Source organism: Arthrobacter phoenicis (assembly GCF_047238215.1).
In the GTDB taxonomy this organism is placed as follows: Bacteria; Actinomycetota; Actinomycetes; order Actinomycetales; family Micrococcaceae; genus Arthrobacter.
The window spans coordinates 3,184,911-3,204,599 of sequence record NZ_JBDFMK010000001.1 but is presented as its reverse complement, the minus strand read 5'-3'; the positions used below and the strand labels follow the sequence as shown (position 1 = coordinate 3,204,599).

The following is a 19,689-nucleotide window of genomic DNA, read 5'->3' as shown; positions in this document are numbered from 1 at the left end:
CACGGCGCCGAGAGCTCCTTGCGACGGGGGGGTGCACGGCACCACCCCTAAACCGCCGCCGCCGAGCGTTTCCAGCCACCGTGGCGGGACTCGGCCAGGCCCACCAGGCCAAGCCGTCCCAGGCCGGCCCGGACGGACTCGGGGCTCAGCCCGGCGACGACCGCCAGCTTCTCCACGGTGCTGGTGACCCGCAATGGCAGCGCATCCAACAGGATCAGGTCCTCCAGGGTCAGCCCGTCTTGGACCTCCGACCGTCCCGCCGCCTGGTCTGGGAGGGAGTCGCCGCTGGGCGAGACGAGTTCGGCGATCTCCGCGGCATCTGTGACGCACACCGCCCCTCCCTCCCGGAGCAGCCGGTGGCAGCCGGCGGAGTTGGCGCTGTGGACCGATCCGGGGACGGCGCCGACCGCACGGCCGAGGGTTTCGGCGTGGTGGGCGGTGTTGAGGGCACCGGAGCGCCAGCGCGCCTCCACCACCACGGTGGCCCCGGCCAGGGCGGCGATGATCCGGTTGCGCTGCAGGAAGCGGTACCTGGTGGGCGCCGAGCCGGGAGGCACCTCGGCCAGCACCGCGCCCTGGTTGGCCACCGTGCGGAGCAGGTCCTCGTTCCCGGACGGATAGAAGCGGTCCACTCCCCCGGCCATCACGGCGATCGTCGGCAGACCGGTCGCCCCGGCGAGAGCGGCCCGGTGGGCGTGGGCGTCGATGCCGTAGGCCCCGCCGGAGACGATGGTGAAACTGCGCTGCGCCAGTGCGTAGGCCAGGTCGGCGGTGACGGAAGAGCCATAGGAGGTGCTGTCCCGTGACCCGACGAGGGCGACAGCCTTCGCTGGAGGGGGCAGTTCCTGCTCCTGGCCCCGCCACCACAGGCAGAGCGGCTCCTGCAGCCCCAGGTCCGCCAGTTGCGCCGGCCACAGCCCGTCGGTGGGGATGAGCAGCCGTCCGCCTAGTCGCTGCATGGTGGTCAGGTCCCGTGCCGGGGCGAGGTCCGGGACGCGGGGTGCCCAGCGTTTGAGCGCCATGCCCAGGCCCGACCAGCCGCCTCCGGCACCGGCTTCCGCCAGCAGCCCGGTGATCTCCTGTTCCAAGGATGGACCGGGCTTCAGCTGGCCGGTGGCGATCCGGAGGGCGTCCTCCGCACCGGCGGCCTGCACCAGGGCCAGGCCCGCGGCGTCCTGCGGTTCCATCAGCCGGGACAGGGCGGCCCGGGCGGTGCGTTCGTTGGCGGTCATGCTGTTCTCCTCCTCGGGGTGGGGCACGCTGTCATGGGGTTGCTCCGCCGGACTGCCGCAGGGCCAGGGCCTGGCCGACGTCGTCGGCGTCGGGGCTGCCGCGTCCGGCGAGATCGGCAACCGTCCAGGCCAGGCGCAGTACCCGGTCGTAGCCCCGGGCGGTGAGGGAGCCGCGTTCCAGGGCCCGGTCCAGGATGCCGGTGTGGTGGGCGCCCAGTCGAAGCCCGCCGCGAAGCACCCGGCCGGGGACCTGCGCGTTCGTCTCGAGGCCGAGCGGCCGCAGCCGGTCCAGCTGGGTGTCCCTCGCTGCCCTGACCCGGGCGGCAATGGCGGCGGACGTTTCTTCCGCCCGGGGTGCCCCGAAGTCGGCGAGGGCCACCCGTTCGACGTCCAGCTGGATGTCGACCCGGTCCAGCAACGGCCCGGACAGCCGGGCGAAGTAGCGTCGGCGCATCGTCGGGGTGCAGGTGCAGTCCACGCCTTTCCCCGAGGCTTTGCCGCACGGGCAGGGGTTGGCGGCGAGGACCAGCTGGAAGCGTGCCGGGTAGGCGGCGGTGCCGGCGGCGCGGTGGAGGATCAGCTCGCCGCTTTCCAGCGGCTGCCGCAGGGCGTCCAGGACGCGGCGTTCGTACTCGGGCGCTTCGTCCAGGAACAGCACGCCGCGGTGGGCCCGGGACGCGGCGCCGGGCCGGGGAAGACCCGAGCCGCCGCCGATGATGGCCGCCGCGGTGGCGGTGTGATGCGGGCTCTCGTAGGGCGGCCTGCGCCGGAGGGTTATCGCCGACGTCGTCAGGGAGCTGAGCGAGTGGATGGCGGTGACCTCCATCGCCTCCTGATCGCCGAGGTCCGGCAGCAGCCCGGGCAGGCGTTCGGCCAGCATGGTCTTGCCGGCCCCCGGCGGCCCGGTCAGCAGGACGTGGTGGGCCCCCGCGGCCGCCACCTCAAGGGCACGCCGTCCCTCGGCCTGGCCCGACACGTCGGCCATATCCGGCACCATCGCCGGCTCCGGGTGCCCGTCGCCGTCGTCGGGTTCCTCCCCCAGATCGGCATCAAGGGCGAGGTCCTGCGGATCGGCGCCGAAGTCGAAGGCCAGCCGGGCCAGGGTGGTGTAGGCGCGGACCCTGGCACCGGGGACCAGTTCGGCCTCGGCTGCGTTGGCCTGCGCCACGACCACGTCCGGGTAGCCGGCCCGGACGGCTGCCATGACGGCGGGGAGGATCCCGCGGACGGGGCGGAGCCGGCCGTCCAGGCCCAGTTCGGCGAGGAAAACGTGCCGGCCGGTGGACCGGATGTCGTTGGCCGCCAGGAGCGCGGCCATGGCGATGGCCAGGTCGAACCCGGAGCCGCGTTTGGGCAGCGACGCCGGAATCAGGTTGGCGGTGATCTTTCGCCGGCTCAGCGGGATGCCGGAGTTCTGCGCGGCAGAGCGGATCCGCTCCCTGGCCTCGTTCAGCGACGCGTCGGGCAGGCCGAGGATCACAAACGCCGGCAGCGTCTGCCCAATGTCCGCCTCGACCTCGACGATGTACCCGTTGAGGCCCACCAGGGCCACGGCATAGGTCCGGCCCAGCGCCATCTACCCCACCCCTTTGAGGTGTTCGATGGCGGCCTCGCCAGTGCCGTCGTCGAGCACGGCAATGACATCGACCCGGCGCAGCGGCATCCGCAGCTCGTGCTCCCGGCACCAGGCGGATCCGAGCCGGTGCAACCGGGCAAGCTTCTCGGCGCCGACGGCCTCGAAAGGGTGCCCGAACGCCAGCGAGCGGCGGGTCTTGACCTCGGCAATGACCAGGGCGTCGCCATCGAGCGCGACGATGTCGATCTCACCGGCGGGACAGCGCCAGTTCCGGTCCACCACCCGGATCCCCTGGTCCTCCAGGAAACCGGCCGCCAGGTCCTCGCCGCGGCGGCCCAAAACGTCTTTGGCTCTCATCCCTCCAGCGTGGACGGCGTTGAGAGACTGCAATACCCGCAGGTCACGCTATGTGGGTAACTCCGGTCAGGGGCCCAGCAAGAGGGGCGACGCGGGGTGCAACGGGTGACTAGTTGCCGAGGTCCTCGACCTTGGGCAGGGCGAGTTCCTCGTTGCGAGGGAGTTCCTCGACGTTGACGTCCTTGAAGGTGATGACGCGGACGCTCTTGACGAAGCGGGCGGAGCGGTAGACGTCCCAGACCCAGGCGTCCTGAAGGGTCAGGTCGAAGTAGACCTCGCCGTCGGCGCTGCGGGCCTGCAGGTCAACGTGGTTGGCCAGGTAGAAGCGCCGTTCGGTCTCGACGACGTAGCTGAAGAGCCCGACGACGTCGCGGTATTCGCGGTAGAGCTGCAGCTCCATGTCGGTTTCATAGTTTTCCAGGTCTTCGGCACTCATGGTTCCATCTTGCACCATCGGGCGGAGGCCGCGCGCCACGGGGCGGCCAACCGCCGGCGGCCCGGGGCAGGTGCCGGCCAGGATGCAGGGCCTCAGTCGCCCAGCAGCTGCCAGCTCACCCGGTGGTAGGGGCTGGGCCCCGCGGTGCGCAGGGCGTCCTTGTGCGCGGCGGTGCCGTAGCCCTTGTTCTCGTTCCAGCCGAAGGCCGGGAATTCCTCGTGCAGCGCGGCCATCTGACGGTCGCGTTCGACCTTGGCCAGCACGGACGCCGCGGCGACGGAGAGGCACTGCATGTCCGCCTTCACCAGGGTGTGAACCGGGGCGTCGCAGCCGGGCTCCGCCGGCCCCTCATCAAACAGGGACGCCTGCGCCGGGGTCGTGAGCCAGTTGTGGCTACCGTCCAGCAGCACCACCTCCGGGGTCACGCCGGCCGTGAGCACGGCGGCCCAGGCCCGGTTACCGGCGAGCCGGAGCGCGGCGATGATGCCGAGGGCATCGATCTCCGCGGCCGAGGCGTGGCCGACGGCGGAGGCCACGCTCCAGGCGCGGACCAGCGGCTCCAGGCGTTCGCGTTCGGAAACCTTCAGCAACTTGCTGTCCCGCACGTCGGCGAGCGGTTTCTGCTGCTGCAGGTCGATGACCGCGATCCCCACGCTGACCGGGCCGGCCAGCGCCCCGCGGCCGACCTCGTCGATCCCTGCGAGCAACCGTGCGCCCGAGGCCTTGAAGCGGCGCTCGTAATCCAGGGTTGGTGCGACGGACACTGCTCTTGCCTTACTTTCCTGCCGGGGCGCTGTTGGGGGTGCTGGACGGGGCGGGGACGCCGTTGAAGACGTCCGGGTAGTTATCCAGTGCCTTGACGCGGTTCAACGGCCACGCAATCACGGCGGCCTGGCCCTCGATGTCGGCCATGTCGATGAAGCCGCCATTGGTTTCCATGTGGGCGCGGGAGTCGGCCGAGTGGTTGCGGTTGTCGCCCATCACCCAGACCTTGCCGGCGGGGACGACCACGTCGAACGCCCGCACCTGGGGGATTTCGGCGCTGTTGACGTACTTCTCGTCCAAGGCCTTGCCGTTGACCGTCAGGCGGCCGCTGCCGTCGCAGCAGATGACGTGGTCGCCCGGGAGCCCGATGACGCGCTTGACCAGGTGCTGCTCCGAATTGTCCGGCAGCAGTCCCACGAACGTCAGCGCGTCCTGCACCCCGGTCATGGGACCTACCGGCTTGGGCGCCGCGGGGGCCAGCCAGTTCTTCGTGTCACGGAAGACGATCACGTCGCCGCGCTGCAGCGCGATCGGCTGGGGCACCAGCAGGTTCACGAAGATCCGGTCATTGACGTCCAGAGTGTTCATCATCGACTCGGACGGGATGTAGAAGGCCCGGAACAGGAAGGTTTTGATCAAAAAGGACAGCACGACGGCGATGACCACCACGGTGGCGATCTCCCGGAGCCAGACCAGCACCGGGTTGCGGCCCTCGCGGGCCAGCGCCCGGCGCGCCCGGACCGACGTCGGGCCCGCATGGGAGGGACCGTCCTGCGCGACGCCCGCGGCCCGCTCGGGGACACGCGGCGCTTCCCGCCGGGGAGCCTCCGCCGACGTCCCGCGGACGGGCGTCTCCTGGGCCAGCGTCTCGTGGGACAGCGTCTCCGGCGCAGGCGTCTCGCGGGCGGGCTTCTCCGGCACGGCCGGGAACTGCGTCGTCGGGTGTTCGCCGTCGGGAATGGGCGCGGACGTCACCCGGGGTTCGGCCTGGCCGTGGGGCTCAGGGGTCCGGGGTCCGGTCTCGGGCATCTACTGTCCGTTCTGTGTCGTCGTGGCGGCCGCGTCGGGCCGCGGTAGTGCAGCAAATCTATCAAGCGGCCAGATGATCATCACCGGCCGGCCGATCACCCGGTCCAGCGGCACCATGCCGCCGCCGGGAGCCCCCAGCAGCCCCCTGGAATCGGCCGACTTGGAACGGTGGTCCCCCATCAGCCAGAGCCGTCCTGCGGGGACGATCGCGTCGAATTTCAGGGTGCTGGGCTCATCGCCGGGATATATATACGGTTCACTATGTTGCTGGCCGTTGACTGTGAGCTTGCCGGACCCGTCGCAGCAGACCACCCGGTCCCCCGGCAGCCCGATGACCCGTTTGACGTAGGTGGTGTCGCTGCCGGTGATGCCCAGCCAGTGCCCCGCCCCGGCCACGAGCTCCGCGGCCGGGCCGGCGCCGCTGTTCAGCGGCGCGAAGGACCCGCGCCCGTCGAAGACCACCACGTCGCCGCGGCGGATGGGGTCGGTGGCGAAGTCGGTGCGGGAGACCAGGATCCGGTCCCCGTCGCGCAGCAACGGCTCCATCGAGGCGGACGGGATGAAGTACACGTCCAGCCACAGGGACCTGACCAGGCCGCTGATGGCGATGGCCAGCACGAGTCCCAGAAGCACAAAACGCCAGCCCAGTTTCCTGGGCCGGCGTTTTGGCTGTTCCATGGTCCACATCCCCTGACGCGTGAAGTGCTTGATCGGCGCAGTGGCGCTGGCCCGGGGTGAGCCGGGCCGGCCGTGGATCCGCGGGGTAAGTCCGGGGACTTACTTGGCGGTCTGGAAGTCGCGCTTTTCCTTGATCTTCGCAGCCTTACCGCGCAGTGCACGCATGTAGTAAAGCTTGGCGCGGCGCACGTCACCCTTGGAGACGAGCTCGATCTTGTCGATGATCGGGGAGTGCACCGGGAAGGTACGCTCCACGCCGACACCGAAGGAAACCTTGCGGACGGTGAAGGTTTCGCGGACGCCGTCGCCCTGGCGGCCCAGGACGAAGCCCTGGAAGACCTGGACACGGGAGTTCTTGCCTTCGATGATGTTCACGTGCACCTTGATGGTGTCACCCGCGCGGAACTCGGGAACATCGTTGCGCAGCGAGGCTGCGTCGACGGAATCGAGGATATGCATTGATCCACTCCTGGTGAACGCCACAGGTCATTCACGTTGGGTCACGGCGGCCAAGCCCGGGGCGGAAGCGCCCGGAAATCACCGCCGAAAATGTGTCGTTCCGGTCCAGGCAGGTATTGACCGGGCCGGGGTGCCGCGCTGTTGGTGACGCTCCCCCTGTGGCAGGTTCGCACCCAGCAGGCACAAGGACTTATTTTGCCACAGAATGGCGGGTTTTGCTGAATCCGCGGAGTCCGCCGGACGCACGACGGCGGCGGGAAAGTCCGGTGTCAGGCTGTGCTCAGGCGTCGGCGCGGCGGCGAAGCCGGCCGTCCTCGATGGTGTACCCGAGGTCCGCGAAGGCGGTCCGGTCCGCGCGCGGCAGCGTCCCGGCGTCGAACGCCTCGAGCAGGTCGGGGCGGCGCTCCGCGGTCCGGCGGTACTGTTCGTGCCGGCGCCACTGGGCGATCTTGCCGTGGTTGCCGCTGAGCAGCACTGCGGGAACGTCCCGGCCGCGCCAGCTGGAGGGCTTGGTGTAGACCGGGTACTCCAGCAGCCCGTCGGAGTGCGATTCCTCCACGAGGGATTCGGGGTTGCCGACGACGCCGGGCAGCAGCCGCCCGATCGCCTCGACCATCGCCAGGACCGCCACCTCGCCGCCGTTGAGCACGTAGTCGCCCAAGCTCATGGGGCGGACGGTGAAGTGGTCCGCCGCCCATTCGAAGACGCGTTCGTCGATGCCCTCGTACCGGCCGCAGGCGAAGACCAGCTGCTCCTCCTCGGCGAGCTCGTGCGCGATGGCCTGGGTGAAGCGCTCCCCCGCGGGCGACGGGACGATCAGCACGGGCTTCCGGGCCTCGTTCTCCCCCGCCGCTGCCGCCGTGCCCGCGACGGCGCCGAGTGCCTGCGCCCACGGCTCGGGCTTCATGACCATGCCGGCGCCGCCGCCGTACGGGGTGTCGTCGACGGTGCGGTGCCGGTCGGTGGTGAAATCCCGGAGGTCGTGGACGATGAACTTCAGCAGTCCGTCCTGCCGGGCCTTCCCGATCAGGGACAGCTCCAGCGGGGCGAGGTACTCGGGGAAAATACTGACGACGTCGATCCGCATCTTAGGCGCGATCCCCGTCTGCACCCTCGGCGGCGCTCTCGGCGGCGGAGTCGCCGTCGTCGGGGGTCGCGGCGGTGTCCGTGTTGACCTCGAATAGGCCCGCCGGCGGGGTGACGAGCACGTACTTTTCGGCGACGTTGACCTCGGGGACGATCTGCTCCACGAACGGGATCAGGATTTCCTTGCCGGCGCGGTCCTTGACCACGAGCAGGTCCTGGACGGGCATGGTGTGCAGCGCGGAGACCGTGCCCACCACCTCGTCACCCACCCGGACGTCCAGGCCGATGAGTTCGTGCTCGTACCAGCCCTCGTCGTCGTCCTCGTCGAGTTCCTCGGTTTCGATGAAGAGCTTGGCGCCGCGCAGGGCCTCCGCGTCGTTGCGGGTCTCCACCTCCTCGAATGCCAGCAGCAGGATGTCCTTGTTCCAGCGGGCGCTCTCGACCGTGAGCGGCCCGGCGGACGCGGGCTCCACGACGAACTGGGTGCCCGGGACGAACCGGTCACCGGGGGCGTCGGTCAGCACCTGGACGGTGACCTTGCCGCGGATGCCGTGGGGTTTGCCGATTCGTGCCACCTGAAGCTGCATGCTGTCCTCTTGTTCGGGGATGGGAAGGATGGGTCGTTGTGGGGGCGCAGTGTGCGCAAAACAGTCCGGCCCCTCCACCAATGCTGGTGGAGGGGCCGGACAGAGATCAAGCGTGTGCTGGCTGCGCTACCGGCGGCGGTCGGTGTCGACGACGTCGACCCGCACCGGCTCACCGTCTGCCAGCGCCGCGACCACAGTGCGCAGTGCGCGTGCGGTCCGGCCCTGGCGGCCAATCACCCGGCCAAGGTCGTCCTGGTGAACGCGCACCTCAAGGGTGTCCCCCCGGCGGTTGTTCTTGGCACTGACCTTGACGTCCTCGGGGCTGTCTACAATCCCGCGGACCAGGTGTTCGAGCGCGTCTGCCAGCAAGTTACTCAGCCTCGGTGGTCTCTGCTTCGGCGTCGGCCGGGGCCTCGGCTGCGTCGTCCTTCTTGGCCTTCTTGGTGATGGCTTCCGGAATGATGACGGAACCCTTCTCCGGGGCTACGAAGCCTTCCTTGGCAGCTTTGGTCTTCAAGGTGCCTTCCTGGCCGGGCAGACCCTTGAACTTCTGCCAGTCACCGGTGATCTTCAGGATCGCGGCAACCTGCTCGGACGGCTGAGCGCCGACGCCGAGCCAGTACTGGGCGCGGTCCGAGTCGACCTCCATGTACGAGGGCTCTTCGGTCGGGTGGTACTTGCCGATCTCCTCGATGGCACGGCCGTCACGCTTGGAGCGTGAGTCCATGACGACGATGCGGTAGTACGGGGCGCGCATCTTGCCGAAGCGCTTAAGGCGAATCTTAACGGCCACTTTTGTGGTCACTCCTGTTTCTGAAACGGGGTCGAACCCGGCGTTCTGCACCCGTGGGGCGGGCCATACTAGGGGGTTCTAAAAGGACAAGATCCAGACGCGGAGAGAGGGGCCACGCAGATCAAGTACCTGATCATTGTGCCAGATCACCGCGCCGATTTCGACTTGACACCCGCGGCGGGCCGCCGCGGGTGGCGCCGTCGTCGGGCTCAGGCTGTCCAAACGTACAGTTCGGTGCGGGCTGCGGGGTCGACGGCGGAGGCGAGCTCCGCGATCCGGCGGGTGTGGCCCAGGGCCTCGGCGGCACCGAAGGGCATGTCCTCCTCGGCCGCCCACTGCCCGGCGACATCGGCCAAGACGCTCTCGCCCTCGTCGGTCTCGTAGCTGAGCAGCTCGGCGAGGGTTCGGACCATGGCGGCGGGCACGCCGAGCAGTGCGTCGCTGGAGACGTCGACCATCGCGAGTTCATAGTCGGCGCCGGCGGCGTGGACGGCGGTGCCGGCGAGGTCGCCCAGCCGTTCGATCTCGTAGTCGCTGATGCCTTCGATCCGGACGGCGTCCGGACCGGCGGGGGCGCCCCCGGCGAGTGCGGCGGCCCGCTTGAGCGCGGCGTCATGGGTGGCGACGAAGACTTCGGTAAATCCCACGGGGCTCATCCTTGGATTTCGGGCGGCGCGGGGGCCGCGGCGTGTGGCGTGCTCCCAGCCTATCGGCTGGCGGCCCGGAGGCCGGTCAGCGGACGGCGACCCGGATCCGGTTGCGCCAGGGGTCATCGAACCGGAGCTCGGCGCCGGTGTGGTGGGACGCGACGCCGGCGACCTTCAACCGGTCTGCGAGGGCGCCGACGTCATCCCCGGAGGGCACCTCGATCAGCACCTCGCCCAGGCCCAGCGTGTCGCGCCGGGGGCCGGCGCCGCGGCTGTTCCAGACGTTCATGGCCATGTGGTGGTGGTACCCGCCCGCCGAGACGAAGAGGGCCTGGCCGTGCCAGCCTGCGGTCTTTTCGAAGCCCAGGGTCCCGACGTAGAAGTCGTGCGCCGACTGCACGTCGCCGACCTGGAGGTGCACGTGCCCGACGCCGGCGCCGGTTTCGCGCTGGCCGGCGAGCGACGCCTCGGTCAGGTGCTGCTCCAGGTAGCGCTGCGGCGGCAGGGCCAGGCTGTCCATGACAACATTCGCCCCGTCCCACGACCATTCGTCGCGCGGCCGGTCCCAGTACAGCTCGATCCCGTTACCCTCCGGGTCGCTGAAGTAGAAGGCCTCGCTGACCAGATGGTCCGCGCTGCCGGTGAAGAACCGGGGATCGTACTGGGCGGCGGTGGCGACGGTGGCGGCCAGCGCCGCCTGGTCCTCGAACAGGAGGGCGGTGTGGAAGAGCCCGGCCTCGCCCCGGGAGGGGAGGTTCAGTCCCGGGGCCGGGGCGATGTGCACCAGCGGCGTGCGGCCGCGTCCGAGGTAGAGGCCGCCGTCCTGCTCGGCCACCACCTCCAGGCCGAGGGCGCGCTGGTAGTAGTCGGTCATCATTGCCAGGTCGCCGACCTTGAGCATCACGGTGCCCATCGAGAGGTCGGCCGGCAAGAGATCCTGGGTGGCGGCGCTGGTGGTCATTGCATCACTCCGGTGTTGGGGGGGTTTGCCGTCATTCGGCGGCTCTCACCAGATAAAATTACTTGAAGCTTCAATTTATTCCGCGGATGCCGCGCCGATGACGTCCCCGCGGAGGATGACGGCGCGCAGGTTCCGCAACGCGGAGAGATCCCGCCGCGGGTCAGCGGCGCAGGCCAGGACGTCGGCGGGGGCACCCTCGGCGATTCCGGCGGCGCCCAGCCAGGCCCGGGAGGACCAGGCGCCGGCGTCAAGGGCAGCGGCCGGGCCCAGTCCGGCCGCCTGCAGCGCCTCCAGTTCGTCGACGATCCGCCCGTGGGCAATGACGCTCCCGGCGTCGGTGCCCGCGTAGATGGCCACCCCGGCCTCATAGGCCTCGAGGACCCGCTCGGCCCGGCGTTCCCAGAGCGCGCGCATGTGGGCGGCGTAGCGCGGGAACTTGGGCTCGGCCTGCGCGGCGATGTCCGGGAAGGTGGCGATGTTGATCAGGGTGGGGACAATCGGCACGCCCTGGTCGACGAAACGCGGAAGATGGCGGGGCAGCAGCCCGGTCGCGTGTTCAATGCAGTCAATGCCTGCGTCGAGCATGTCATCGAGGGTGTCCTCGGCGAAGCAGTGCGCGGTGACCCGGGCGCCCTCGTCGTGCGCGGCGCTGACGGCGTCCCTGACGGTGCGGGCGGGGAAGCTTGCGGCAAGGTCCCCGGCGTCGCGGTCGATCCAGTCCCCCACGAGCTTGACCCAGCCGTCCCCCGCCCGCGCCTGCTTCCGGACCTCCTCGACCAGGTCACCGGGTTCAACCTCGACGGCGAGGCCGCGCAGGTAGCGACGGCTCCGGGCGATGTGCCGGCCCGCACGGATGATCCGGGGCAGGTCCCGCCGCTGCTGGATCCAGCGCGTGTCATGCACCGCCCCGGCGTCGCGGACCAGCAGGGTCCCGGCGTCACGGTCCGTGCGCGCCTGCGCTTCGGCGACGCCGGCGTCGACGTCACCGCCGGGCCCGAGCCCGATGTGGCAGTGGGCGTCGACCAATCCCGGGATTACCCACCCGTCGATGACTTGGTCCGGGGCCGCCTCCGGACGGTCGAAGGTCAGCACCCCGTCCACAGACCACAGGCCGCGCCGCTCCCGGTTCACGGAGGTGAGGACGGGCCCGGTGAATTCGATGATGCCGCTCATGAGTCCCAGCCTAATCGCGGGAGACGGAACCTTGGAGCCGCGATCGGGGCCCTGTGATAGCTTCGTCTACGACCACACGGGAGCCCTTGCAGGGGCTGAGATCGGGCTGAGGCAGCCTGCGACCGTTGAACCTGTCCGGGTAATGCCGGCGAAGGAAGTGAGTAACCCTTGAGCACCACAAATTCCCAGCACAGCCCTGCCCTCGCGTCGCACACGCTGGCCTACATCGAAGGCGACGGCCTGCGGGTCCCGGTGACCGACATCGCCCTGGAACCCTCCCCCGGCGGCACCCCGAATCCCCCGTTCCGGGCCTACCGCACGGCGGGGCCGGGCAGCGACCCGGTGGCGGGCCTGCCGCCCCTTCGGGCCGACTGGATTGCCGGACGCGGGGACACCGAGCCCTACTCGGGACGGGAACGCAGCCTCCTCGACGACGGCAAGTCCGCGGTCCGCCGCGGGGCCGCCTCGGCGGAGTGGCGCAACGCTCCCCCGGCACCGCGCCGGGCCCTCCCCGGCCGGACCGTCACCCAGATGCATTACGCGCGGCAGGGCGTAGCGACCCCCGAGATGCGTTTCGTCGCCCTGCGCGAGAACTGCGACGTCGAACTGGTCCGCAGCGAACTCGCCGCCGGCCGGGCCATCATCCCGGCGAATATCAACCACCCCGAGTCCGAACCGATGATCATCGGAAAGGCCTTCCTGGTGAAGATCAACGCCAATATCGGTAACTCGGCGGTCACCAGCTCCATCGAGGAGGAGGTGGACAAGCTCCAGTGGGCCACCCAGTGGGGCGCCGACACCGTCATGGATCTCTCCACCGGCGACGACATCCACACCACCCGCGAGTGGATCATCCGCAACTCCCCGGTCCCGATCGGCACCGTCCCGATCTACCAGGCCCTGGAGAAGGTCAACGGCGAGGCGAACGCGCTAACCTGGGAAATCTTCCGGGACACCGTGATCGAGCAGTGCGAGCAGGGCGTGGACTACATGACCATCCACGCAGGGGTGCCGCTCCGGTATGTGCCGTTGACCGCCAACCGGGTCACCGGGATCGTGTCCCGCGGCGGCTCCATCATGGCCGGCTGGTGCCTGGCACACCACCGGGAGAACTTCCTGTACACCCACTTCGACGAGCTCCGCGACATCTTCGCCCGCTACGACGTCGCCTTTTCCCTCGGTGACGGGCTGCGGCCGGGATCGACGGCGGACGCCAACGACGCCGCTCAGTTCGCCGAACTGGACACCCTTGCCGAGCTCACGCAGCGGGCCTGGGAATTCGACGTCCAGGTGATGGTGGAGGGCCCTGGCCATGTCCCGTTCCATCTTGTCCGGGAAAACGTCGAACGCCAGCAGGAGCTGTGCAAGGGGGCGCCGTTCTACACCCTGGGACCGCTGGTGACCGACATCGCGCCCGGCTACGACCACATCACCTCCGCCATCGGCGCCACCGAGATCGCCCGGTACGGGACGGCCATGCTCTGCTACGTCACACCCAAGGAACACCTGGGCCTGCCGAACCGGGACGACGTGAAGACCGGCGTGATCACCTACAAGATCGCCGCCCACGCCGCTGACCTTGCGAAGGGCCACCCCGGCGCGCACGAGCGGGACGACGCCCTGTCCAAGGCCCGCTTCCAGTTCCGCTGGCGGGACCAGTTCGCCCTGTCCCTGGACCCGGTCACCGCCGAGGCCTTCCACGACGAGACGCTGCCCGCCGAGCCGGCCAAGACGGCGCACTTCTGTTCCATGTGCGGGCCGAAGTTCTGCTCGATGCGGATCAGCCAGGACATCCGGAATGAGTTTGGTTCCGCCGAGGCGCAGGCGGCCCGGGCCGACGCGGGCATGCGGGAGAAGAGCGAGGAGTTCCTCGCCTCCGGCGGCAAGGTCTACCTGCCGGATCCGGGTGTGGGGGCTGGCCGGGACTAGGGGGCCCGGGACTAGAAGGCGCGAGGTTAGGAGGCGCGGGCGTGCCGGCTGCGGACGACGTCGGCGATGAAGGAGCGGATCGCCCGGTCCCCCTCCGGTGAGTCCTGCGGCCGGTGCCCGCCCGGGGCGGTTCGGTGCCGGGCGCCGGTCTCCACCAGGTAGCCGGCGATCTCCTCATACAGCGGTTCCCAGCCGCCGGTGAGGACCAGGGTGGGGACGCCCGGGACAATGTGCAGCGGAGCCTCCCAAGCCGGGGCCTGCAGCCGGAGCCGCCGCGCCTCCCGGGCGTTGTCCGCCGCGACTTCCCCGGCGGCCCCGTGCAGCGGGGCGTGCGCGGCGAAGACGCGGCGGACGAATTCGCGGTGGAAGTCCTCGTCGCCCAGGCTGTGCCGGACGTCGAAGAGCGGTTCCATCAGGGCCCGGTGCGCGGCGGTGGCCGGCAGTTCCGCCGTCAGGGAGAGGCAGGCCGGTTCCACCAGCGTGAGGGACTGGACCCGGTCGGGCCGTTCGACGGCGGCCATCATCGCGGCGATGGCACCCTGGGAGTGGGCGACGACGTGGCCACCGGCGGCCCCGCGGCCGTCGTCGGCCAGGGCGCCCAGGACGATCCCGGCGTCCGCCGCGAAGTCGGTTTCCATCGGCTCGGCCGCCGGGTCGAAGCCGTGCCTGCGGAGGAAGAGCGCGTCATAGGCCAGCGCCATGCCGTGCTGTTTCGGCCACGCCGCGGCACCAAAACTGCCGGCCCCGTGGACGAAAACTACGCGCTCCTTGAACATGCTCCAAGCCTATTCCACGGGTCCGTCAACGGGGCCGCGACATACGCCGCGGCCCGCCGCGGAGTGTCGCTACTTGCTGCCGCCGAGGAACTTGTCGAAGCCCTTGGGCAGGTTCAGCTGGGAGGGGTCGAAGTCGCCCTGCTGGCCGAAGGAGGCGCCGGTGGGGACAGCCTTGGCGCCGGCGGCGCGCCGTGCCTCCGCGTCCTTGAGCTCCTGCGCGGCCTTGGCCGGGTTGCCGGAGCGGGCCTTCTTCTTCGGCGCGGGCTTGTTGCCCTTGCGGGCCCCGCCGCCCATCCCCGGCATCCCGGGCATCCCCGGAATGCCGCCGCCGGAGGCCATCTTCTTCATCATCTTCTGCGCCTGGGCGAACCGTTCCAGCAGGCCGTTGACCTCGGAGACGTGCACGCCGGAGCCGCGGGCGATGCGGGCCCGGCGGGAACCGTTGATGATCTTCGGCGCGACCCGCTCGTGCGGGGTCATGGATCGGACGATCGCCTCGACCCGGTCGATTTCGCGCTCGTCGAACTGCTCGAGCTGCTGCCGGATGTTCTGCGCACCGGGCATCATCATGAGCATCTTCTTCATCGAGCCCATGTTGCGGATCTGCTGCATCTGGGCGAGGAAGTCCTCGAGGGTGAAGTCTTCCTGGTCGGCGAACTTCTTCGCCATCCGGGCTGCTTCGTCCTTATCCCAGGACTTCTCGGCCTGCTCGATCAGGGTAAGCACGTCGCCCATGTCGAGGATGCGGGAGGCCATCCGGTCCGGGTGGAAGAGCTCGAAGTCGTCCAGGCCTTCGCCGGTGGAGGCGAACATGACCGGCTTGCCGGTGACCGACGCGACCGAGAGCGCGGCACCGCCGCGGGCGTCGCCGTCGAGCTTGGAGAGCACGATGCCGGTGAAGTTGACGCCCTCGTCGAAGGCCATGGCGGTGTTGACCGCGTCCTGGCCGATCATCGAGTCGATGACGAACAGGACCTCGTTCGGGACGATGGCCCGGCGGATCTGGCGCGCCTGTTCCATCATGTCCGCGTCCACGCCGAGGCGGCCGGCGGTGTCCACGATCACGACGTCGTGCAGGGTGCGCTTGGCTTCCTCGACGCCGGCGCGGGCGACGGCGACCGGGTCGCCGGCCGGGTGGTCCAGTTCGGTGGAGGTGGCGCCGGGGTGCGGGGCGAACACGGGCACGCCGGCGCGCTGGCCGACGACCTGGAGCTGGGTGACGGCGTTGGGGCGCTGCAGGTCACAGGCCACCAGCATGGGGCTGTGGCCCTGGGACTTCAGGTGCTTGGAGAGCTTGCCGGCGAGGGTGGTCTTACCGGCACCCTGGAGGCCGGCGAGCATGATGATGGTGGGGCCGGTCTTGGCCAGCCGGATCCGGCGGGTCTCGCCGCCGAGGATCTCGACGAGTTCCTCGTTGACGATCTTCACGATCTGCTGGCTGGGGTTCAACGCACCGGAGACCTCGGCGCCGAGAGCACGTTCGCGCACGCGGGAGGTGAATTCGCGGACCACCGGCACGGCGACGTCGGCGTCAAGCAGGGCACGGCGGATCTCCCGGACCGTGGCGTCGACGTCGGCCTCGGTCAGGCGGCCCTTGCCGCGAAGGTTCTTGAAGGTTGCTGTCAACCGGTCAGAGAGTGAATTGAACACGCGCCGTGCACTTCTTTCAGTGGATCTGCAGCTGGCGGCCGGAACGGCGCGCCAGTGTCGGAACTGTCTCGCCGGAACGAACCGGCCCGACAACGGGACTCGACTATCTAGGGTACCAAGACCCGGCTCTGAGGTGGCATGCTGGCGTAGGTGACCAGTGAATCGACGGTAAAGACCCTGCTCATCCTCGGCGCGTCCGGCGACCTGACCGGCCGGCTGCTGCTTCCGGGCCTGGCCCGGCTGGTGGCCCGCGGCCACGCCGCCGGCCTGACCCTGGTGGGCGCCGGCTCCGACGACTGGAGCCAGGAGCAATGGCTGGAGCGGCTGGACACCGCCTTCGCGGACGCGAACTCGCAGGCCACCACGGACGGCAAACGCGAGCTCAAGCGCATCCGCACCTCCACGAGCTACCACCGCTTGGACGTCACCTCGGGCGGCGAGCTGGCGTCCCTGCTGGCCGGGCTGGAGGGCCCGGTGGCGGTGTATTTCGCGCTGCCGCCGAAAATCAGCCAGCTCGCCTGCGAGGCGTTGACCCCGGAGGAAGTCCCCGCCGGCACCCGGCTGGTGATGGAGAAGCCCTTCGGCTCCAGCGAGGAATCGGCCCGGCATCTGAACAAGACACTGGCGGCCCTGGTCCCCGAGGACCACATCCACCGGGTGGACCACTTCCTGGGCAAGGCGACGGTCCTGAACATCCTGGGCCTTCGCTTCGCGAACACGTTCCTGGAGCCGGTCTGGAACCGTGAGCACATCGAGAAGGTGGAAATCATCTTCGACGAGGACCTTGCCCTCGAGGGCCGCGCCCGATACTACGACGGCGCCGGGGCGCTGCGGGACATGATCCAGAGCCACCTGCTGCAGATCATGGCGTTGATGGCGATCGAACCGCCGGCCTCCGTGGACGAACGGGACCTGCGCGACGCCGTCGCCACCCTCCTGCGGGCCAGCAGCATCAAGGCCCCCTACGCAAAGAACACCCGCCGCGCCCGCTATTCCGCCGGCTCGATCGATGGCCGCAAGGTCCCGGACTACGCAAAGGAAAAGGGCGTCGACCCGTCGCGGAACACCGAGACCCTCGCCGAGGTCCGGGTGGACATCGACAACTGGCGCTGGCAGGGCGTGCCGTTCATGCTCCGGTCCGGGAAGGCACTCGGATCGATGCGCAAGGAGGCCATCGTGACGTTCCGCCCGGTGCCGCACCTGCCCAAGGGGTTCACCGGCGTCGACTCCCCCAACCAGCTGCGGATCGGCTTCGGCCCCGACACCCTGCAGTTCGACGTCGACGTCAACGGCCCCGGGAACGTGCTCAGCCTGGACCGGGCCACCCTGAAGGCGGAGCTGAGCGCCTCGGACCTGCTCCCCTACGGCGAAGTCCTCGAGGGTGTCCTCAGTGGGGACCCGTTGCTCTCGGTTAGGGGCGACACCGCCGAGGACTGCTGGCGGATCGTGGAGCCGGTCATCAAAGCCTGGGCCAGGGACAGCGTGCCGCTGGAGGAATACCCCGCCGGCACCCCGGGCCCCGAGGGGTGGCCCACCTAGGGCGCACATAACCTCCGGGCACACACAAGCGCACACACAAGCGGGCCGGGCACCTTTCCAGGTGCCCGGCCCGTTGTTCGCTAGCCCTCATTCGCGTTGCGCTGAGTCGGTCCGCGGCTGGAGGGTTTGCCGCTAGATGGCGGCCGCGCCGCGTTCTCCGGTACGGACCCGGACTGCCTCGAAGACGTCCATGGTCCAGACCTTGCCGTCGCCGGCCCGGCCGGTGTTGGAGCTGGCGATGATGACGTCGAGGATGTCATCGGCCTGCTCGTCGGTGGCCAGCACCTCCACCCGGATCTTCGGCAGCAGGTCCACGTTGTACTCGGCGCCGCGGTAAACCTCGGTGTAGCCCCGCTGCCGGCCGTAGCCGCTGGCCGCGCTGACCGTCAGGCCCTGCACCCCGTAGGCTTCCAGGCCCTCGCGGATGGCGTCGAGTTTTTCCGGTCGGACGATGGCGGTGATCAGTTTCATGCTTCCACGCTTTCTTTGCCTGCTGCGGTCTGCTTGCCGTGCTGCGGGACGCCTGCGATGTCCTCCGCCGGGAGCTGGACGGCCTCGCCGCCGAGCGACTTGCCGGTGATGATCTCGTGCAGCGGCTGGAAGCTTCCGCCCCGGCCGCTGAGGCCGAATTCGTAGGCGGTCTCAGCGTGCAGGCTGAGGTCCACGCCCACGACTTCCTGCTCCTGGGAGACCCGGAAGCCCATCAGCTTGTGGATCGGGAAGGCGATGATGAAGGTCATCACGGCGGTGAAGACGATCGAGAACAGGGCGGCCAGGATCTGGGCGACCAACTGGGTGCTGCCGCCGCCGTAGAAGAGGCCGGCGGTGCCCTGGGACGGGGTGGCCAGGAAGCCGATGGCCACGGTGCCGACGACGCCGGAGACCAGGTGGACGCCGACGACGTCGAGCGAGTCGTCGTAGCCGAACTTGAACTTCAGGCCGACGGCCAGAGCGGAGGCTACACCGGCGACGACACCCAGGATGATGGCGCCCAGCGGGGAGACGTTGGCGCAGGCCGGGGTGATGGCGACGAGGCCGGCGACCACACCGGAGGCGGCACCGAGGGAGGTCGGGTGGCCGTCACGGAAGCGCTCCACGGCGAGCCAGCCGAGCATGGCGGCGGCGGGGGCGGCGAGGGTGTTGACCCAGATCAGGCCGGCCTGCTCGACCGTGGCGGCTGCGCCGGCGTTGAAGCCGAACCAGCCGAACCAGAGGATGGCGGCACCGAGCATGACGAACGGGATGTTGTGCGGGCGGTGGTTCGGGTCCTTGCCGAAGCCCTTGCGGTTGCCGATGACCAGCACCAGGATCAGGCCCGCGATACCCGCGTTGATGTGGACCACGGTGCCGCCGGCGAAGTCGATCACGGGGACGAACGTCTGGCCGAACCAGCCGTCCTTGGAGAAGAGGCCGCCGCCCCAGACCATGAAGGCCATGGGGGCGTAGACGAGGGTGGCCCAGATCGGGGTGAAGATGACCCAGGCGGAGAACTTGGCGCGGTCGGCCACGGCACCGGAGATCAGGGCCACGGTGATGATCGCGAAGGTTGCGGCGTATCCGACTTTCAGCAGGTCCGCCGGATCGGTGAAGTTGTGCAGCCCGAAGTGCGAGAACGGGTTGGCGAAGATCTGGAAGAAGTTGTCTTCGTTGCTGGTGGCCATGGAGGCGCCCCACAGAACCCAGACAATGCCGACAGTGCCGATGGCGACGAAGCTCATCATCATCATGTTCAAGGCTGACTTGGCGCGCGTCATGCCGCCGTAGAAAAATGCCAGGCCCGGGGTCATGAACAGCACGAGCGCTGCTGCGACCAGGAGCCAAACGAGACCCGCGGTGAGTTCCATGGTCTGCGTCCTCTCTTGCTCTTAGGTGCGGATCCAGTCCGCAAGTTCAACGCATTTTGCGTTCTAAGAAGAGTCTGCTGGCGTAGTGTTTCACCGGCTCGGGATTTAGATTGCCGGGCTGTTACAAGAACCTCCCGGAAGTAAATGGTGCATCTCGCGCTTGTTACGGTTG

At 69.5% G+C, this 19,689-nt stretch carries 21 protein-coding genes and 1 riboswitch; of the genes, 2 read left to right on the top strand and 19 right to left on the bottom strand.

The genetic code is table 11. The features are described from left to right. Positions 1 to 47: 47 nt before the first annotated feature. From dprA to ABC337_RS14960, 15 genes are all read right to left on the bottom strand, one after another. Positions 48 to 1,232 carry a DNA-processing protein DprA gene (gene dprA / locus ABC337_RS15030; protein WP_412883301.1) on the bottom strand — a complete coding sequence of 395 codons (1,185 nt, stop codon included), beginning with the start codon at positions 1,230 to 1,232 and terminating at the stop codon, positions 48 to 50. A 31-nt stretch (positions 1,233 to 1,263) separates the two neighbouring features. After that, positions 1,264 to 2,808 carry a YifB family Mg chelatase-like AAA ATPase gene (locus ABC337_RS15025; RefSeq protein WP_412883302.1) on the bottom strand — a complete coding sequence of 515 codons (1,545 nt, stop codon included), beginning with the start codon at positions 2,806 to 2,808 and terminating at the stop codon, positions 1,264 to 1,266. Further along, complete coding sequence (locus ABC337_RS15020) at positions 2,809 to 3,165, bottom strand: YraN family protein (protein WP_290257549.1); 357 nt, start codon at positions 3,163 to 3,165, stop codon at positions 2,809 to 2,811. It lies immediately after the preceding gene. Positions 3,166 to 3,274: 109 nt separating this feature from the next. Beyond that, a complete protein-coding gene (locus ABC337_RS15015) occupies positions 3,275 to 3,601 on the bottom strand; it encodes a DUF2469 domain-containing protein (RefSeq protein ID WP_290257548.1) in 327 nt (108 codons plus the stop codon). A 92-nt stretch (positions 3,602 to 3,693) separates the two neighbouring features. Then, positions 3,694 to 4,365 carry a ribonuclease HII gene (locus tag ABC337_RS15010; protein WP_412883303.1) on the bottom strand — a complete coding sequence of 224 codons (672 nt, stop codon included), beginning with the start codon at positions 4,363 to 4,365 and terminating at the stop codon, positions 3,694 to 3,696. Positions 4,366 to 4,375: 10 nt separating this feature from the next. Then, complete coding sequence (gene lepB / locus ABC337_RS15005; RefSeq protein WP_412883304.1) at positions 4,376 to 5,395, bottom strand: signal peptidase I; 1,020 nt, start codon at positions 5,393 to 5,395, stop codon at positions 4,376 to 4,378. After that, complete coding sequence (gene lepB / locus ABC337_RS15000) at positions 5,396 to 6,073, bottom strand: signal peptidase I (protein WP_412883305.1); 678 nt, start codon at positions 6,071 to 6,073, stop codon at positions 5,396 to 5,398. A gap of 99 nt (positions 6,074 to 6,172) precedes the next feature. Beyond that, complete coding sequence (gene rplS, locus ABC337_RS14995; protein ID WP_056738299.1) at positions 6,173 to 6,532, bottom strand: 50S ribosomal protein L19; 360 nt, start codon at positions 6,530 to 6,532, stop codon at positions 6,173 to 6,175. A gap of 280 nt (positions 6,533 to 6,812) precedes the next feature. Further along, a complete protein-coding gene (gene trmD / locus ABC337_RS14990; RefSeq protein ID WP_412883306.1) occupies positions 6,813 to 7,619 on the bottom strand; it encodes a tRNA (guanosine(37)-N1)-methyltransferase TrmD in 807 nt (268 codons plus the stop codon). A gap of 1 nt (position 7,620) precedes the next feature. Continuing rightward, on the bottom strand, positions 7,621 to 8,205 hold the full coding sequence (gene rimM / locus ABC337_RS14985) for a ribosome maturation factor RimM (RefSeq protein ID WP_412893251.1): 585 nt from the start codon (positions 8,203 to 8,205) through the stop codon (positions 7,621 to 7,623). Positions 8,206 to 8,331: 126 nt separating this feature from the next. Then, positions 8,332 to 8,574, bottom strand: coding sequence for an RNA-binding protein (locus ABC337_RS14980; protein WP_290257539.1), 243 nt, complete (start codon positions 8,572 to 8,574; stop codon positions 8,332 to 8,334). A 1-nt stretch (position 8,575) separates the two neighbouring features. Further along, positions 8,576 to 8,998, bottom strand: a complete 423-nt coding sequence (rpsP, locus tag ABC337_RS14975) for a 30S ribosomal protein S16 (protein WP_412883308.1) — start codon at positions 8,996 to 8,998, stop codon at positions 8,576 to 8,578. Between the two features lie 209 nt (positions 8,999 to 9,207). Next, on the bottom strand, positions 9,208 to 9,645 hold the full coding sequence (locus tag ABC337_RS14970; protein ID WP_412883309.1) for a hypothetical protein: 438 nt from the start codon (positions 9,643 to 9,645) through the stop codon (positions 9,208 to 9,210). Between the two features lie 85 nt (positions 9,646 to 9,730). After that, positions 9,731 to 10,606: a VOC family protein gene (locus ABC337_RS14965; protein WP_412883310.1), complete on the bottom strand. Its 876-nt coding sequence runs from the start codon at positions 10,604 to 10,606 to the stop codon at positions 9,731 to 9,733. Positions 10,607 to 10,681: 75 nt separating this feature from the next. Beyond that, positions 10,682 to 11,779 carry an amidohydrolase family protein gene (locus ABC337_RS14960; RefSeq protein WP_412883311.1) on the bottom strand — a complete coding sequence of 366 codons (1,098 nt, stop codon included), beginning with the start codon at positions 11,777 to 11,779 and terminating at the stop codon, positions 10,682 to 10,684. A 66-nt stretch (positions 11,780 to 11,845) separates the two neighbouring features. Next, positions 11,846 to 11,953, top strand: a riboswitch (TPP riboswitch). Here ABC337_RS14960 and thiC point away from each other — a divergent pair. Then, positions 11,948 to 13,708: a phosphomethylpyrimidine synthase ThiC gene (gene thiC / locus ABC337_RS14955; protein ID WP_412883312.1), complete on the top strand. Its 1,761-nt coding sequence runs from the start codon at positions 11,948 to 11,950 to the stop codon at positions 13,706 to 13,708. It overlaps the preceding riboswitch by 6 nt. Before the next feature lie 26 nt (positions 13,709 to 13,734). Here the strand turns inward: thiC and ABC337_RS14950 are convergent, their stop codons facing one another. Both ABC337_RS14950 and ffh read right to left on the bottom strand, forming a co-directional pair. Then, positions 13,735 to 14,484 (bottom strand): alpha/beta fold hydrolase, encoded by a 750-nt coding sequence (locus tag ABC337_RS14950; RefSeq protein ID WP_412883313.1) that lies wholly within the window; start codon positions 14,482 to 14,484, stop codon positions 13,735 to 13,737. Between the two features lie 69 nt (positions 14,485 to 14,553). Then, entirely contained in the window at positions 14,554 to 16,134 is a 1,581-nt protein-coding gene (ffh, locus tag ABC337_RS14945) for a signal recognition particle protein (protein WP_412883314.1), read from the bottom strand. Between the two features lie 150 nt (positions 16,135 to 16,284). On the opposite strand from ffh, the gene ABC337_RS14940 reads away from it, so the two are divergent. Then, complete coding sequence (locus ABC337_RS14940; protein WP_412883315.1) at positions 16,285 to 17,673, top strand: glucose-6-phosphate dehydrogenase; 1,389 nt, start codon at positions 16,285 to 16,287, stop codon at positions 17,671 to 17,673. Between the two features lie 132 nt (positions 17,674 to 17,805). Here the strand turns inward: ABC337_RS14940 and ABC337_RS14935 are convergent, their stop codons facing one another. Both ABC337_RS14935 and ABC337_RS14930 read right to left on the bottom strand, forming a co-directional pair. Beyond that, on the bottom strand, positions 17,806 to 18,144 hold the full coding sequence (locus ABC337_RS14935; RefSeq protein WP_136322366.1) for a P-II family nitrogen regulator: 339 nt from the start codon (positions 18,142 to 18,144) through the stop codon (positions 17,806 to 17,808). Further along, positions 18,141 to 19,517 carry an ammonium transporter gene (locus ABC337_RS14930; RefSeq protein WP_412883316.1) on the bottom strand — a complete coding sequence of 459 codons (1,377 nt, stop codon included), beginning with the start codon at positions 19,515 to 19,517 and terminating at the stop codon, positions 18,141 to 18,143. Before ABC337_RS14930 ends, ABC337_RS14935 begins: the two co-directional genes overlap by 4 nt. Positions 19,518 to 19,689 lie beyond the last annotated feature (172 nt).